Genomic DNA, 15,425 nt, shown 5'->3' on the forward strand with positions numbered 1-15,425 from the left:
TACGTACCCGATGGCCCGATCACCCGAGTCGATGGAGCACCAGTGAAGAGACCCGCATGGGGTCTGGTGACGGCCGTGTCAGCGGCCCTGTTGTTCACCGCGATACCCGCGCACAGCGCCCCCCTGTCCGACGACCCGACTCCCACCGCCGACGGCCCCGTCGCCGCTTCGCTCTTCGACACCACGCGGGACGGCTCCACCGTCCGCGTCAACGTCGTCACCGATCAGCGCGCGGATCTCGCCTCCGCCTCGCAGGCCGGCGAGACCCTCGTCTCCTACGACACCCTGCCGCTGGTCACACTCCGCGTCGACGGCGCGGGCCTGGAGGCGCTCTCCAGCACACCGGGCGTCGTCAGCGTGACCGAGGACGTCCCCGTTCCGCCCACTCTCGACGAATCCACCGCCGCCATCGGCAGCGACAGGACCACCGCCGCCGGTACGACCGGAGCCGGGGCCACGGTGGCCGTCCTCGACACCGGTGTGGCCGCCCGGCATCCCTTCCTCTCCGGGCGCGTCACCGCCGAGGCCTGCTTCTCCGTCAACGACGCGGCCTACGGGGCCACCAGCCTGTGCCCCGGCGGAGGCAGCGAGCAGGAAGGCCCCGGAAGCGCGGACACCGGCACCGGTCCCTGCGCCGCCATGGCAGCCGGCGTCTGCGCCCACGGCACCCACGTGGCCGGGATCGTCGCGGGTGACGGCACCGGCATCGGCGGCGCCCCCGCACACGGCGTCGCCCCGGGAGCGGACATCGCCGCGATCCAGGTGTTCACCAGGTTCGACAGCGACACCTACTGCGGCTCCGGCGCGAGCCCCTGCGTCCTGAGCTTCACCAGCTCCCAGATCAGGGGACTGGAGAAGGTCCTCGCGCTGAAGAAGGCCGGGACGCCCGTCGTCGCCGTCAACATGAGCCTGGGCGCCGGCCGTCACACCAGCGCCTGCGACGCCGATCCCCGCAAGAGGGTCATCGACAGCCTGCTCGCCGAGGGTGTCGCCACCGTCGTCGCCGCCGGGAACAGCGGCTTCGCCGACGCCGTCAGCACCCCGGGCTGCGTGTCCACGGCCGTGACCGTCGGCTCCACCACCGACGACGACCAGCTCTCCAGCTTCTCCAACCGCGGTCCGCTGCTCGACCTGCTCGCCCCCGGCACCAGCATCGTCTCCTCACTGCCCGGAGGCGTCTACGGCAGCAGGAACGGCACCTCCATGGCCGCGCCGCACGTCGCCGGCGCCCTCGCGGTCCTCAGGCAGGTCCATCCCGCCGAGGGGATCGGCGGTCTCGTCTCGCGCCTGGCGGACAGCGGCACCCCCCTCACCTACACCGGCGCAGCCACCCCCCGCATCGACGTCCACGCCGCCGTCGGCACCGCCACGCCCAAGCCGGGCGACGGCACCGGCAAGCCGCCGGCCTTCCGCTTCGACAACGACATGCCGGTGGCCATCCCCGACAGCACCGGCGCCAACGTGCCCGGCCGGCCCGCCGACTCCCCGATCGTGGTCACCGGACACCCGGACGGCGCACCGAACGACCTCGCCGTCAAGGTGAGTTACAGCCACGCCTGGATCGGCGACGTCCGCCTCGAACTCGTCTCGCCCACGGGCAGGACGTACCTGCTCAAGAGCGCGGACCTGAACACCGGCGGCACCGCCTACACGGGCGACTTCACGGTCGACGCCACCGGCCAGCCCTCCGACGGCGAGTGGCGAATGCGCGCCACCGACACCGACGACGGCTCCACCGGAAGCCTCAACACCTGGTCGCTGCACTTCCCCACCCCGTTCGAGAACACCACCGCCAGGACGATTCCCGACAGGGGCACCACCTCTTCCGCCGTCACCGTCTCGCGTGTCACCGGCAACGCCTCCGGCCCCTCGCAGGTGTACGTCGACCTCACCCATACCAAGATCGGCGATCTGGGGCTGACCCTGACCAGTCCCGACAACAAGGTCTTCACGCTCAAGGCCTACGGCTCCGAGCCCGGCGGCACCCTGAAGACCACGTACGGCATCGACGCCACCACCGCGACGGCCGCCGGCACCTGGACCCTGAAGGTCACCGATTCAGCGGGCGGTTCCACCGGGCAGCTCAACGCCTGGTCGCTCGGATTCCCCTCCTTCGAGAACCAGACCGTCAAGCAGATCCCCGACGCCGGTTACGAGCAGATCTGGACCAGGGTCACCGGCATGACCGGCACCGGCTCGGCCCACACACAGGTCTACGTCCACGTCGAACACGCCAATCTCGCCAACCTCAAGATCGACCTCGTCGCCCCGGACGGCTCGCTGCACCTCCTGAAGGGCTCCGGATCGCCCGAGGGGAGAGGCGTGATCAGGAAGACGTACACCGTCGACACCAGCGGCCAGTCCGCCAACGGCATGTGGAAGCTCCGCGTCGACGACGTCATGCCCGGCAGCACCGGCACCATCAACAACTTCGTGCTCAGGTTCTGACCCTGCCCGGTACACCGCGGGGGCGCGCCCCAGGCGTGCCCCCTGCCGGGCGGTCGGGAGCTCGACGCACGGTGCTCGCGGAAGTCGCTCCCCTGCCCGTACGGACAGTCGCCTGCGCCCTCCCCTATGAGGGGCCCCACGCCGCGGTGCGAGATCCGCGCCGTCGAGGTGGGCCCGGCCCTTGAGACGAGCCCGCGCGCCGGGGCGAACCGCCCCGTGCTCCAGTCGCCCCGGAATCCCGGATTCAGCCGACCGGAGAAACGTTTAAGCAGGTCAGAACGTTTCTCCGACCTGCGCTCGGTGGGGCGGGTGGGACTCGAACCCACGGCCGACGGATTATGAGTCCGCTGCTCTAACCGGCTGAGCTACCGCCCCTTACGGCGCGTCGCGCACATTTGTGCGCGCCGTCTGCCGCAGCATAGCCGCTCATACGATCTCCTGCTCCGGATGGTCGGCAACGCACGTCCATGAGGACCGCCTCACGCCCCGGACGGTTCCCTCCGAGGCGGAATCGGGGCGAAAAGAAAGGAGAGGGCCCATAGGACCCTCTCCCTCCACCGCTCCCCCGACTGGACTCGAACCAGTAACCCTCCGGTTAACAGCCGAATGCTCTGCCAATTGAGCTACAGGGGATCGCGCTCCCCCGACTGGACTCGAACCAGTAACCTGCCGGTTAACAGCCGGCTGCTCTGCCAATTGAGCTACAGGGGATTGCTGCGTTGCACCGAACGTACCCTCCCGGGGCGTCCCGGGCGGCGCTCGCTCGCTGCGACACATACATTAGCGCAAGCAGGGGGGTGCTCCGCCAATCGGTTCCCCGGGGTGATCTCCGGCCCTTACGGGTAGGCGGCCAGCACCGACGCCTAGGGAAGGGTGGCAGCCATGCGGTACAAGGTCACGTTCGTCGTTGGAGTGGCCCTCGGTTACGTCCTCGGCACCCGTGCCGGACGCGAGCGCTACGAACAGCTGCGGAAGTCCGCGCGCGAGTTCTCGCACAACCCGGCCGTGCGCAACGCGGCCGAGTCGGCAGCGCAGACCGGGAGGGAGGTGGCCGGCAAGGCGCTGCACACGGTGAGCGACAAGGTCGGGGACCGGATGCCCGAGTCGGTCGCCGAGCGGGTGCGTTCACTGAAGGAGCGCAGCCAGGGCAATGGCCAGGACGAGTGGGGGACCAGTAACACCTAGGGTGCGGCAGAATCTATCCCCATGGGGATAGTCGCCGGGTTGGACAGTTCGTCGGGTTTCACACGCATCGTCGTCTGTGACGCGGAAACGGGTGCGGTGCTGCGGCAGGGCTATGCGCCGCACCCCGTCGAGCCGAAGGCGACCGAGGTGGACCCGCAGGCGTGGCTGCTGTCGCTGGGCGAGGCCGCGTCGGGCGGGTTGCTCGAAGGCGTCCAGGCCATCGGCGTCTCCGCGCAGCAGCACGGGCTGGTGCCGCTGGACCGGCAGGGCGCGCTGGTGCGGCCCGCGCTGGTGGGCAACGACAAACGGGCCCAAGTGGCCGCCGCGGACCTGGTCGAGGCCTTCGGCGGCCGTCAGGCGTGGGCGGAGGCCGTGGGCTGCGTGCCGCAGGCGGCGCAGCCGGTGGCGAAGCTGCGGTGGCTGGCGCGCACGGAGCCGGAGGCGGCGGCGCGGGTGGCGGTGGTGATGCAGCCGCACGACTGGCTGGTGTGGCAGCTGCTGGGCCGGCCGGTGCGGCGGACGACCGACCGGGGCGCGGCGTCGGGTACGGGTTACTGGTCGGCGGGTACGGGCGCGTACCGGCCGGATCTGGTGGAGCTGGCGCTGGGGCACCAGGCCGCGCTGCCGGAGGTGCTGGGGCCCGCCGAGGCCGCGGGGACGACTCCGGAGGGGCTACTGATCTCCGCCGGGACCGGCGAGACCATGGCGGCCGCCCTCGGGCTGGGACTCGGGACCGGGGACGCCGTGGTGTCGCTCGGGGCGTCCGGCTCGGTCATGGCGGTGCACCACGAGGCGTTGGCCGACCCGCGCGGGATGATCACGGCGTTCGCGGACGCGGCGGGGATGCACCTGCCGGTCGTGCACACGTCGAACGCGGTCCGGGCCCTGCGCGGTACCGCCGAGATGCTGGGCCTGGACGGTGGTCTGGAGGAGCTGTCGGCGCTGGCGCTGAAGTCGACGCCGGGTGCCTCCGGGCTCGTACTGCTGCCCTATCTGGAGGGTGAGCGCACGCCTCAGCTGCCGCACACCGCCGGGACGTTGAGCGGGCTGCGGCGTGAGTCGATGAAGCCCGAGCATCTGGCGCGGGCGGCGTTCGAGGGCATGCTGTGCTCGCTGGCGGACGCGATGGACGTGCTGCGCGGGCGGGGCGTGGAGGTGCGGCGGGTGTTCCTGCTGGGGGCGGCCGCCGAACTCCCCGCGGTGCAGGCGGCGGCGCCGGCGATCTTCGGGGCGCAGGTGGTCGTCCCCCAGCCGGCCGATTACGCGGCAGTGGGTGCGGCGCGGCAGGCGGCGTGGGCGCTGGGGGTGTCGCGGGGCGCGCTGTCGCCGCACGAGCCGCCGGCCTGGCAGGGAGCTGCCGCCCAGGTCTTCGAGCCGGGCGAGGAGCTCGCGGTCGGCCGCGCGGTGCGTCAGCAGTACGGCGCGACCCGCGAACAGCTGCATCCCGGAGCCTTCTCGGGCTGACGGCCGGGGGCAAAGGACCGGAAAACCGAGTCGTCGGAGCGGGCGCGTCCGGCGATAGTTGAACCGTGCTCAGACAACTTCTCCGGATCCATCTGGGACCGTACAAGCGGCCCATAGCCCTGTTGGTGGCACTGCAGCTGTTGCAGACGTCCGCCACCCTCTACCTGCCGACGCTGAACGCGGACATCATCGACAACGGTGTCGTCCGGGGTGACTCCGGTTACATCCTCACGTACGGCGCGCTGATGATCGCGGTCTCCGTGGTGCAGGTCGTCTGCAACATCGGCGCGGTCTACTTCGGCGCGCGTACCGCCGCGGCGCTCGGGCGGGACGTGCGGGCGGCGGTCTTCGACCGCGTGCAGTCGTTCTCGGCGCGGGAGGTCGGTCACTTCGGGGCGCCTTCGCTGATCACGCGGACGACCAATGACGTCCAGCAGGTGCAGATGCTGGTGCTGATGGCGTTCACGCTGATGGTGTCGGCGCCGATCATGTGTGTGGGCGGCATCGTGATGGCCCTCGGACAGGACGTGCCGCTCTCCGGCGTGCTGCTCGCGGTGGTTCCGGTGCTGGGTGTCGCCGTCTCGCTGATCGTGCGGAGGATGCGGCCGCTCTTCCGGACGATGCAGGTGCGGCTGGACACGGTGAACCGGGTGCTGCGCGAGCAGATCACCGGCAACCGGGTGATCAGGGCCTTCGTGAAGGACGCCTACGAACGGGAGCGGTTCGAGCGCGCCAACGCCGATCTGACCGAGGTGTCGATGTCGACCGGCCGGCTGATGGCGCTGATGTTCCCCACCGTGATGACCGTGGTGAACATCTCCAGCGTGGCCGTGGTCTGGTTCGGTGCGCACCGCATCGACAGCGGCGGGATGGAGATCGGGGCGCTGACGGCGTTCCTGGCCTATCTGATGCAGATCGTGATGGCCGTGATGATGGCCACCTTCATGTTCATGACGGTGCCGCGCGCCGAGGTGTGTGCCGAGCGCATCGAGGAGGTGCTGCGTACGGAGTCGAGCGTGATCCCGCCCGCGGCTCCGGTGCGGGAGCTGCCGCGGCGCGGGCACCTGGAGGTGCGGGGCGCGGACTTCCGCTATCCGGGTGCCGAGGAGCCGGTGCTGCGCGGTGTCGACCTGGTGGCCCGGCCGGGCGAGACGACGGCGATCATCGGTTCGACCGGCAGCGGTAAGTCGACGCTGCTCGGCCTGGTGCCACGGCTGTTCGACGTCACGGGCGGCGAGGTGCTGGTCGACGGCGTGGACGTGCGGGACCTGGACCCGGGGCTGATGTCGCGGACGGTCGGTCTGGTGCCGCAGAAGCCGTACCTGTTCTCCGGGACGGTGGCGACGAACCTGCGGTACGGCAACCCCGGCGCGAGCGACGAGGAGCTGTGGCACGCGCTGGAGGTGGCCCAGGCCACGGACTTCGTACGGGAACTGGACGGCGGTCTGGAGGCGCCGATATCGCAGGGCGGGACGAACGTGTCGGGCGGGCAGCGGCAGCGCCTGGCGATCGCGCGGACGCTGGTGCAGCGGCCGGAGATCTACCTGTTCGACGACTCGTTCTCGGCGCTGGACTACACGACGGACGCTCTGCTGCGGACGGCGCTGGCGGCGGAGACCGCCGAGGCGACGGTGGTGATCGTCGCCCAGCGGGTGTCGACCATCCGGGACGCCGACCGGATCGTCGTCCTCGACGAGGGCCGGGTGGTGGGGGCGGGGCTCCACCACGAGCTGATGGCGGGCAATGAGACGTACCGGGAGATCGTGCTCTCCCAGCTGACCGAGGCGGAGGCAGCCTGATGGCGGGGCCGGCGGGACGGATGATGGCGGCGGCCGGGGGCCCCGACCAGCGGTCGATGGACTTCAAGGGGTCGGGGAAGCGGCTGCTGCGGCAGCTGCGGCCGGAGAAGGTCACGCTGTGGCTGATGCTGGCGGCCGGAGTGCTGAGCGTGGCGCTGTCGGTGGTGGGTCCGATGATCCTCGGCCGGGCGACCGACCTGATCTTCGCGGGGGTGGTCGGCCGGGAGATGCGGGACGGGCTCTCCAAGGAGCAGGCGCTGGCGGGACTGCGGGCCGGCGGGGACGGCGGGCTCGCGGACATGCTGTCGGGGGTGGACTTCCGGCCGGGCCAGGGCATCGACTTCGGTGCCGTCGGCGACGTACTCATGTTCGCGCTGGTCGTGTACGTGGCGGCCGGGCTGCTGATGCTGGTGTCGACGCGCATGTCGATCCGGGTGATCAACCGGACCGTGTACCGGCTGCGGGAGGACGTGCAGGGCAAGCTGGAGCGGCTGCCGTTGGCGTACTTCGACCGGGCGAAGCGCGGTGAGGTGCTGAGCCGGGCGACCAACGACATCGACAACATCTCGCAGACCATGCAGCAGACGATGGGCCAGCTGATCAACTCGGCGCTGACCATCGTCGGTGTGCTGGTGATGATGTTCTGGATCTCGCCGCTGCTGGCGCTGGTCGCGCTGGTGACCGTGCCGCTGTCGGTGGTCGTGGCGACGAGGGTCGGCAAGCGGTCGCAGCCGCACTTCGTGCAGCAGTGGAAGTCGACGGGCAGCCTGAACGCCCACGTCGAGGAGATGTACACCGGGCACGCGCTGGTGAAGGTCTTCGGGCGGCAGGACGAGTCGGCGGCCGACTTCCGCGAGCAGAACGACGCGTTGTACGAGGCCGGGTTCAAGGCCCAGTTCAACAGCGGGATCATGCAGCCGCTGATGTTCTTCATCTCGAACCTGAACTACGTCCTGGTGGCGGTGGTGGGCGGTCTGCGCGTCGCGTCCGGGACGCTGTCCATCGGCGACGTACAGGCGTTCATCCAGTACTCGCGCCAGTTCTCGATGCCGCTGACGCAGGTGGCGTCGATGGCGAACCTGGTGCAGTCCGGCGTCGCGTCGGCGGAGCGGATCTTCGAACTGCTGGACGCGGAGGAGCAGGAGCCGGACACCCCCGGCTCGGTCGGGCGTGCCGCGCCGCAGGAGGGGCGGGTGGCGCTGGAGAAGGTGTCGTTCCGCTACGACCCGGACCGGCCGCTCATCGAGAACCTCTCCCTGTCGGTGGAGCCCGGGCAGACGGTCGCGATCGTCGGGCCGACGGGCGCCGGCAAGACCACGCTCGTCAACCTGCTGATGCGGTTCTACGAGGTGACCGGCGGCCGCGTCCTGCTGGACGGGGTCGACTCGACGGACATGACGCGGGACGAGCTGCGGTCCCGGATCGGCATGGTGCTCCAGGACACCTGGCTGTTCGGCGGCACGATCGCCGACAACATCGCGTACGGCGCCTCGCGTGACGTCTCGCGGGAGGAGATCGAGGAGGCGGCACGGGCCGCGCACGCCGACCGGTTCATCCGTACGCTGCCGGACGGGTACGACACCGTCATCGACGACGAGGGCGCGGGCGTCAGCGCGGGCGAGAAGCAGCTGATCACCATCGCGCGGGCGTTCCTGTCGGACCCGGTGATCCTGGTGCTGGACGAGGCGACCAGCTCCGTCGACACCCGTACCGAGGTGCTCATCCAGAAGGCGATGGCGCGGCTGGCGCACGGGCGCACGAGCTTCGTCATCGCGCACCGGCTGTCGACGATCCGGGACGCCGACGTGATCCTGGTGATGGAGAACGGGGCGATCGTCGAACAGGGCACGCACGAGGAGCTGCTGGCGGCGGAGGGCGCCTACGCCCGCCTGTACGCGGCGCAGTTCGCGCAGGCGGTGGCGGAGGTCGACTGACGGGGAGGGACGGGAACGGGACGGACGACGGCAGGGGCGGGAACGGTGGCGGGCGCCGGGTGGGGGGGCGGGGGCCGATCAGTCCAGGTAGCCGCGCAGCTGGTCGGCGAAGGCGTGGTCCCGCAGCTTGTTGAGGGTCTTGGACTCGATCTGGCGGATGCGTTCACGCGTCACGCCGAAGATCCGTCCGATCTCCTCCAGCGTGCGGGGCCGGCCGTCGTCCAGTCCGTAACGGAGCTGGACGACCTTGCGTTCGCGTTCGCCGAGCGTCGACAGGACGGTCTCCAGGTGTTCGCGCAGCAGGAGGAACGCCGCGGACTCCACGGGGGACGCGGCGTCCCCGTCCTCGATGAGGTCGCCGAGCGCGACGTCGTCCTCCTCGCCGACCGGGGCGTGCAGGGAGACCGGTTCCTGTGCGAGGCGCAGGACCTCGCCGACCCGCTCGGGCGCCAGGTCGAGGTGGGCGGCGACCTCCTCGTGGGTGGGTTCACAGCCACGCTCCTGGAGCATCCGGCGCTGGACCCGTACGACCCGGTTGATGAGCTCGACGACGTGGACCGGGACACGGATGGTGCGGGCCTGGTCGGCGAGTGCGCGGGACATGGCCTGGCGGATCCACCAGGTGGCGTACGTGGAGAACTTGTAGCCGCGCGCGTAGTCGAACTTCTCGACCGCCCGGATCAGGCCCAGGTTGCCCTCCTGGACGAGGTCGAGCATGGTCAGGCCGCGGCCGACGTACCGCTTGGCCACGGAGACGACGAGGCGCAGGTTGGCCTCTATCAGGCGGCGCTTGGCCATCCGGCCCATGACGACCAGCCGGTCGAGGTCCAGCGCCAGCTGGGAGTCGAGGTCGGGGGTCCCGGCGAGCTTCTCCTCGGCGAACAGGCCGGCTTCGACACGGCGGGCGAGTTCGACCTCCTCGGCGGCGGTCAGCAGCGGGATGCGGCCGATCTCCCGGAGGTACTGGCGGAAGAGGTCGGAGGTCGGGCCGCCGGCCGCTTCGGCGGCGGGCCGGCTCCGAAGGGAAGGTGCCTGCTCCGGTTCGTCCGGGTCCGGTACGGCGTCGGGCAGGATCTCCGGGTGGTGGGGCGGGATGCCCTGTACGGGGACGGCGGTGGCCGTGGCCGGGTCGGTGTCGGTCAGGGTCCGGGTCTGCACGGGGGCGGCCTCCAGGGTGATCGCTGCCGGTTCGGGGGCGTGCGGCAGCGGGACGGCGGCGGCCGTGCCGCTGTTCTCCGTCCCGTACTCGATGAGCGGATCCGCGGGGGTGAGAGGCACACCGTCGGTGGGCCGGCCGCGCTCCGAGGACTCAGGCACCGCCCCCAGTGTGGGGTACGACACATCACCGCCAGTAGGGGCGTGCGGCCACTTTTTGCGACCGGTCGGTGACGCCTCGCGGTGACCGGTGACCGGTGACTGATGACTGATCACCGGCGGCCGTCGGCTCCGCCGCGGACGGGGCCGGGCCGCCCGGGGTGACGAAGTGTCCGGTGCTCCCGGCCGATACGGCACACAGTGTCGACGCCGGTGGGACCGCCGCCTCGTTAGGGTCGCGTCATGACGCACAGTTTCGCTCTTCACATCGCCGACGCCGAGCTCGGGCCCGAGCCGCTCGACCCGGGGCAGATCGTCTCCGGGACCCCCGAGGTGACCGGCAAGGTGGTGTGGGAGTCGGAGGACGGCAAGCAGGTCCGCGGGATCTGGCAGATCACCCCGGGCGTCGTCACCGACACCGAGGCGGACGAGCTGTTCGTTGTGGTCAGCGGCTCGGCGACCGTCGAGATCGAAGGCGGCCCCACGCTGCACGTCGGCCCCGGCGACATGGCGGTGCTGCGCGAGGGCGACCGGACGACGTGGACGGTGCACCGGACGCTGCGCAAGGTGTACGCGATCGGCCTGTGAGGCTCGGCCGGGCCCCCGGGGTTAGAGCGCGGCCGCGCCGTGGTTGCGGAGCGACTGTGCGTACTGCTGGAGAACCCACAGCTCGTTCTGGACGGCGGCCAGGTGGTCCGGGTCGCCGTGCGTGCCGAGACGGGCGAGGGAGCCCTGGACGTCACGGACGCGGCGGTCGACCGCGCGCAGGCGCACCTGGACGAGCTGGTCGCCCGCGTACGTCTCGTCGACGGTACGTCCGTGGATGACCTCCACGGCCAGCTCCGTGACCAGTGCGCGGACCGTGTCGTCGGGTGCGGCGTCCCGGACCCGCGCCAGGTACTCGGCGGCGTTGCTGATGCCCTGCTCGGCGCCGCCCGCTTCCGCGATGGTCCGGCGCACCTCGGCGTACGGCGGGGCGGTGAACTCGTCGGCGCCGTACGCGTCGAAGGCGGGTGAGACGAGGGCCGGGTGCTGGAGCGCCAGCTTCAGCAGCTCCCGCTCGGTGCGGTGGGCCGGGCTGCGCAGGTTGAGCGCCGGGCCGGAAGGCGCGGCCGGGGCCTTCGTCGCGGGTGCGGCGGGCGCGGGGCGGGTGGCGGGCGCGGGGCCCCGGCCGCCGCGGTCCCTGGCCCAGCGGGCGAACTGGGCGACGCGCTTGACGACGAACTGGGTGTCGAGGATGCCCAGCATGCCCGCGAGCTGGACGGCGACCTCGTGCTGCGAGGCGATGTTCTTGATGCGGGCGACGATCGGGGCGGCCTCGTCGAGGGCGGCGGCGCGGCCGGCCGGGGTCTCCAGGTCGTACCGGTTCACGATCTGGCGCAGCGCGAACTCGAAGAGCGGGGTGCGGGGCTCGACGAGGTCGGCGACCGCCTCGTCGCCCTTGGCGAGGCGCAGGTCGCAGGGGTCCATGCCGTCCGGGGCGATGGCGATGTACGTCTCGGCGGCGAACTTCTGGTCGTCCTCGAAGGCCCGCAGGGCCGCCTTCTGTCCGGCGGCGTCGCCGTCGAAGGTGAAGATGACGCGCGCCGAGCCGTTGTCCATCAGCAGGCGGCGGAGGATCTTGATGTGGTCGCCGCCGAACGCGGTGCCGCAGGTGGCGATGGCGGTGGTGACGCCGGCGAGGTGGCAGGCCATGACGTCGGTGTAGCCCTCGACGACGACCGCCCGGCTGGACTTGGCGATGTCCTTCTTGGCGAGGTCGATGCCGTACAGCACCTGGGACTTCTTGTAGATCGGCGTCTCGGGGGTATTGAGGTACTTGGGCCCGTTGTCGTCGTCGCGGAGCTTGCGCGCGCCGAAGCCGACGACGTCTCCGCCGACGTCCCGGATGGGCCACATCAGGCGGCCGCGGAACCGGTCGATGGGGTTGCGGCGGGACTCCTGGGAGAGTCCGGAGAGGAGCAGCTCCTTGTCGGAGAAGCCCTTGCCGCGCAGGTAGCGGGTGAGGTGGTCCCAGCCGGCCGGGCTGTAGCCGACGCCGAAGTGCTGGGCGGCGGCCTGGTCGAAGCCGCGCTCGGCGAGGAACTTCCGCCCGATCTCGGCCTCGGCGCTGTCGAGTTGCTCGACGTAGAACTGGGCGGCGGCCTTGTGGGCCTCGATCAGCCGGATCCGCTCGCCGCGCTGGTGGCCGGGGTTGTACCCGCCCTCCTCGTAGCGCAGGGTGATGCCCGCCTTGCCGGCGAGGCGCTCGACGGTCTCCGAGAAGGAGAGGTGGTCGATCTTCATCACGAAGGCGATGGTGTCCCCGCCCTCCTGGCAGCCGAAGCAGTGGAAGAGACCCTTGCTGGGGCTGACCTGGAAGGAGGGGGACTTCTCGTCGTGGAAGGGGCACAGGCCCTTGAGGTTGCCGCCGCCGGCGCTGCGCAGCTGGAGGTACTCGGACACGACGGCGTCGATCGGGACCGCGTCCCGAACCGCCTTCACGTCGTCATCGTTGATCCTGCCGCCTGCCACGCCTGAATCTTACGGGGGCCGCGGCGGTCGCCCGGCGGGAAACGGGGCCTACGGGCGGGGCAGGACGGCGGTAAGCGGTGTCGAGGGGTCGGCGAGGGCCTCGGGGTCCACGGGCGCACCGGAACGGATGAGGTCCTGGATGGCGGGTGTGACGTCCCACACATTCACGTTCATCCCGGCCAGCACCCTGCGGTCCTTCAGCCAGAAGGCGATGAACTCGCGCTTCCCCACGTCGCCGCGGAGCAGTACCTGGTCGTACGTGCCGGGCGGGGCCCAGCCGCTGTACTCCATGCCGAGGTCGTACTGGTCGGAGAAGAAGTAGGGGACCCGGTCGTAGGTGACGTCCTGGCCGAGCATGGCGCGGGCGGCGGCGGGGCCGCCGTTGAGCGCGTTGGCCCAGTGCTCGACCCGCAGCCGGGTGTGGAGGAGGGGGTGCTCGGCGGCGGCCACGTCGCCGGCGGCGTGGATGTCCGGGTCGGAGGTGCGCAGCGACGCGTCGACGGCGATGCCGCCGCCGTGGGCGCGGTCGACGAGGGCGAGGCCGGCGTTCTCGGCGAGGGTGGTGCGGGGGGCGGCGCCGACCGCGACCAGCACGGCGTGGGCCGGGTGCTCGTCGCCGTCGTCGGTGCGGGCGGCCAGCACCATGCCGTCCTGGCCGACGATCTCGGTGAGGCGGGTGCCGAAGTGGAAGCGGACGCCGTGCCCGGCGTGCAGGTCGGCGAAGAGCTGGCCCAGCTCGGGGCCGATGACCTGGTGGAGGGGGGTGGGGGCGGGTTCCACGACGGTGACCTCGGCGCCGTACCCCCGCGCGGCGGCGGCGGCCTCCAGGCCGATCCAGCCGGCTCCGGCGATGACCAGGTGGCCGTTGTCGCGGCCGAGCGCGGCGAGGGTGCCCTGGAGCAGGTCGGCGTGGGCGAGACGCCGCAGGTGGTGGACGCCGGCGAGGTCGGTGCCGGGGATGTCGAGGCGGCGCGGTTCGGCGCCGGTGGCCAGCAGCAGCTTGTCGTAGCGGATGGTGGTGCCGTCCCCGAGGCGTACCGACTTGGTGGCGCGGTCGACGGCGGTGACGGGCTGGCCGATGTGGAGCTCGATGTCGTTCTCCGCGTACCAGGCGGACTCGTGGACGAAGGCGCGCTCGCGCGGTTCCTTGCCGGTGAGGTAGCCCTTGGACAACGGCGGACGCTCGTAGGGCGGGTCGTTCTCGTCACCGATGAGGATCACGCGGCCGTGGAATCCCTCGGCGCGGAGTGCCTCCGCCGCCTTGGCCCCGGCCAGTCCCCCGCCGACGATGACGAAGGTCTGATCTGCGTCGACCACTTGTTGCCTCCTGGTGGTTCCGGGATTGTCACGCTACGCCGTCGGCCCCCCGCAGCGTCCCGTACGGAGCGTGATGGGGGAAGGGGACGTCCGGCGGAAGTCGTCCGGCGGACGTCGTCCGCGGGAGGCGGGAGTCAGCGGGGGCCGGTCAGGCGGGCGTGGAGGGTGCGGGCGGAGGCGTCGGTGAGGGAGGAGATCTGGTCGACGATCACCCGCTTGCGGGCCCGGTCGTCGGGTGCCGTGTCGAACAGGGCTCGGAACTGGGGGTCCAGCCCCTCGGGCGCGCGGGCGGTCAGCGCCTCGGCCAGCTCGGCGAGCACGATCCGCTGGTCCGCCCGGAGCGCCTCCTGCTCGGCGCGCTGCATCACGTACCGGTCGGCGACCGCTTTGAGCACCGCGCACTCGTTGCGGGTCTCGCGCGGTACGACCAGTTCGGCGGCGTACCGGGTGAGGCGGCCCGCGCCGTGGGCCTGGCGGGTGGCGGCCTCGGCGGCGAGGCAGAAGCGGCCGATCAACTGGCTGGTGGCGTCCTTGAGGCGGGCCTGGGCGGTCGCGCTGCCGTCGTAGCCGTGCGGCCACCACTCCTGCTCCATGAGCCGGTCGAGGGCGTCGGCGAGCTCCTGCGGGGAGGTGTCGGCGGGGACGTACCGCCCGATGGCGACGCGCCAGATGTCGGCGCGCTCGGGTTCGGCGAGGAGGAGGTTGGGGTCGAGGTGCCCGGCGTGGAGGCCGTCCTCGAAGTCGTGGACCGAGTAGGCGACGTCGTCGGACCAGTCCATGACCTGCGCCTCGAAGCAACGGCCGTGTTCGGGCGCGCCCTGGCGGACCCAGGCGAAGACCGGGAGGTCGTCCTCGTAGACCCCGAACTTGGGTGAGCCGGGGTCGGTGGGGTGGGCGCCGCGCGGCCAGGGGTACTTGGTGGCGGCGTCGAGGGTGGCGCGGGTGAGGTTGAGGCCGACGCTGACGACCTCGTCGGTGCCGTCGGCGTGGAGGAACCGCTTGGGTTCGATCCGGGTGAGCAGGCGCAGCGACTGGGCGTTGCCCTCGAAGCCGCCGCAGTCCTCGGCGAAGTCGTTGAGGGCCTGTTCGCCGTTGTGCCCGAAGGGCGGGTGGCCCATGTCGTGCGAGAGGCAGGCGGCCTCGACGAGGTCGGGGTCGCAGCCGAGGGCGGCGCCCAGCTCACGGCCGACCTGGGCACACTCCAGGGAGTGGGTGAGCCGGGTGCGGGGGCTCGCGTCCCAGGCGTGGCTGCGGGAGCCGGGGGTGACGACCTGGGTCTTGCCGGCCAGCCGTCGCAGCGCGCTCGAGTGCAGCACGCGTGCGCGGTCGCGCTGGAACGCGGTGCGGCCGGGCCGCTTGTCGGGCTCGGGGGCCCAGCGCTCGGTGGCCGTCTCGTCGTACGTACCGTCCATGCCGTCCATGCCGTCCATGCACTGAAGGTAACCGCAGG

10 protein-coding genes and 3 tRNA genes are annotated in these 15,425 nt (G+C 71.5%); 6 read left to right on the plus strand and 7 right to left on the minus strand.

The window, feature by feature from the left end; all coding sequences use genetic code 11:
• The first annotated feature begins 42 nt into the window (after window positions 1-42).
• Window positions 43-2,448 carry a proprotein convertase P-domain-containing protein gene (locus ABD347_RS01820; RefSeq protein WP_344355556.1) on the plus strand — a complete coding sequence of 802 codons (2,406 nt, stop codon included), beginning with the start codon at window positions 43-45 and terminating at the stop codon, window positions 2,446-2,448.
• Between the two features lie 301 nt (window positions 2,449-2,749).
• On the opposite strand, the gene ABD347_RS01825 is transcribed toward ABD347_RS01820, so the two are convergent.
• The 3 genes from ABD347_RS01825 to ABD347_RS01835 form a co-directional block, all read right to left on the minus strand.
• Window positions 2,750-2,823: transfer RNA gene (locus ABD347_RS01825), tRNA-Ile, on the minus strand.
• A gap of 185 nt (window positions 2,824-3,008) precedes the next feature.
• A tRNA-Asn gene (locus ABD347_RS01830) sits at window positions 3,009-3,081 on the minus strand.
• A gap of 5 nt (window positions 3,082-3,086) precedes the next feature.
• Window positions 3,087-3,159 (minus strand) — tRNA-Asn (locus ABD347_RS01835).
• 171 nt (window positions 3,160-3,330) lie between these two features.
• Here ABD347_RS01835 and ABD347_RS01840 point away from each other — a divergent pair.
• The 4 genes from ABD347_RS01840 (at window position 3,331) to ABD347_RS01855 (ending at window position 8,830) form a co-directional block, all read left to right on the plus strand.
• Complete coding sequence (locus tag ABD347_RS01840) at window positions 3,331-3,633, plus strand: YtxH domain-containing protein (protein ID WP_344355559.1); 303 nt, start codon at window positions 3,331-3,333, stop codon at window positions 3,631-3,633.
• 21 nt (window positions 3,634-3,654) lie between these two features.
• Entirely contained in the window at window positions 3,655-5,097 is a 1,443-nt protein-coding gene (locus ABD347_RS01845) for an FGGY family carbohydrate kinase (protein WP_344355561.1), read from the plus strand.
• Between the two features lie 65 nt (window positions 5,098-5,162).
• The gene (locus ABD347_RS01850) at window positions 5,163-6,896 is read left to right on the plus strand and encodes an ABC transporter ATP-binding protein (protein ID WP_344355563.1); all 1,734 of its coding nucleotides are present in this window, start codon (window positions 5,163-5,165) and stop codon (window positions 6,894-6,896) included.
• On the plus strand, window positions 6,896-8,830 hold the full coding sequence (locus tag ABD347_RS01855; RefSeq protein WP_344355566.1) for an ABC transporter ATP-binding protein: 1,935 nt from the start codon (window positions 6,896-6,898) through the stop codon (window positions 8,828-8,830). The genes ABD347_RS01850 and ABD347_RS01855 overlap by 1 nt, the downstream gene beginning before the upstream one ends.
• 78 nt (window positions 8,831-8,908) lie before the next feature.
• On the opposite strand, the gene ABD347_RS01860 is transcribed toward ABD347_RS01855, so the two are convergent.
• A complete protein-coding gene (locus tag ABD347_RS01860) occupies window positions 8,909-10,147 on the minus strand; it encodes a sigma-70 family RNA polymerase sigma factor (RefSeq protein WP_344355568.1) in 1,239 nt (412 codons plus the stop codon).
• Between the two features lie 240 nt (window positions 10,148-10,387).
• Between ABD347_RS01860 and ABD347_RS01865 the strand changes: the two genes are divergently transcribed.
• On the plus strand, window positions 10,388-10,732 hold the full coding sequence (locus ABD347_RS01865; protein ID WP_344355571.1) for a cupin domain-containing protein: 345 nt from the start codon (window positions 10,388-10,390) through the stop codon (window positions 10,730-10,732).
• Between the two features lie 21 nt (window positions 10,733-10,753).
• Here the strand turns inward: ABD347_RS01865 and dnaG are convergent, their stop codons facing one another.
• The 3 genes from dnaG to ABD347_RS01880 form a co-directional block, all read right to left on the minus strand.
• Window positions 10,754-12,658 carry a DNA primase gene (gene dnaG, locus ABD347_RS01870; RefSeq protein ID WP_344355573.1) on the minus strand — a complete coding sequence of 635 codons (1,905 nt, stop codon included), beginning with the start codon at window positions 12,656-12,658 and terminating at the stop codon, window positions 10,754-10,756.
• A gap of 48 nt (window positions 12,659-12,706) precedes the next feature.
• Window positions 12,707-13,975 (minus strand): NAD(P)/FAD-dependent oxidoreductase, encoded by a 1,269-nt coding sequence (locus ABD347_RS01875; RefSeq protein ID WP_344355576.1) that lies wholly within the window; start codon window positions 13,973-13,975, stop codon window positions 12,707-12,709.
• A 134-nt stretch (window positions 13,976-14,109) separates the two neighbouring features.
• On the minus strand, window positions 14,110-15,405 hold the full coding sequence (locus tag ABD347_RS01880) for a deoxyguanosinetriphosphate triphosphohydrolase (RefSeq protein WP_344355577.1): 1,296 nt from the start codon (window positions 15,403-15,405) through the stop codon (window positions 14,110-14,112).
• Window positions 15,406-15,425: the final 20 nt, after the last annotated feature.

Source organism: Streptomyces gobitricini (genome assembly GCF_039532985.1).
In the GTDB taxonomy this organism is placed as follows: Bacteria; Actinomycetota; Actinomycetes; order Streptomycetales; family Streptomycetaceae; genus Streptomyces; species Streptomyces gobitricini.

What these genes read in the sequence shown, in the direction of transcription:
- ABD347_RS01880 (WP_344355577.1), bottom strand. Translation starts at nt 15,405, where the DNA reads ATGGACGGCATGGACGGCATGGACGGTACGTACGACGAGACGGCCACC.
- ABD347_RS01845 (WP_344355561.1), top strand. Translation starts at nt 3,655, where the DNA reads ATGGGGATAGTCGCCGGGTTGGACAGTTCGTCGGGTTTCACACGCATC.
- ABD347_RS01865 (WP_344355571.1), top strand. Translation starts at nt 10,388, where the DNA reads ATGACGCACAGTTTCGCTCTTCACATCGCCGACGCCGAGCTCGGGCCC.
- ABD347_RS01855 (WP_344355566.1), top strand. Translation starts at nt 6,896, where the DNA reads ATGGCGGGGCCGGCGGGACGGATGATGGCGGCGGCCGGGGGCCCCGAC.
- ABD347_RS01840 (WP_344355559.1), top strand. Translation starts at nt 3,331, where the DNA reads ATGCGGTACAAGGTCACGTTCGTCGTTGGAGTGGCCCTCGGTTACGTC.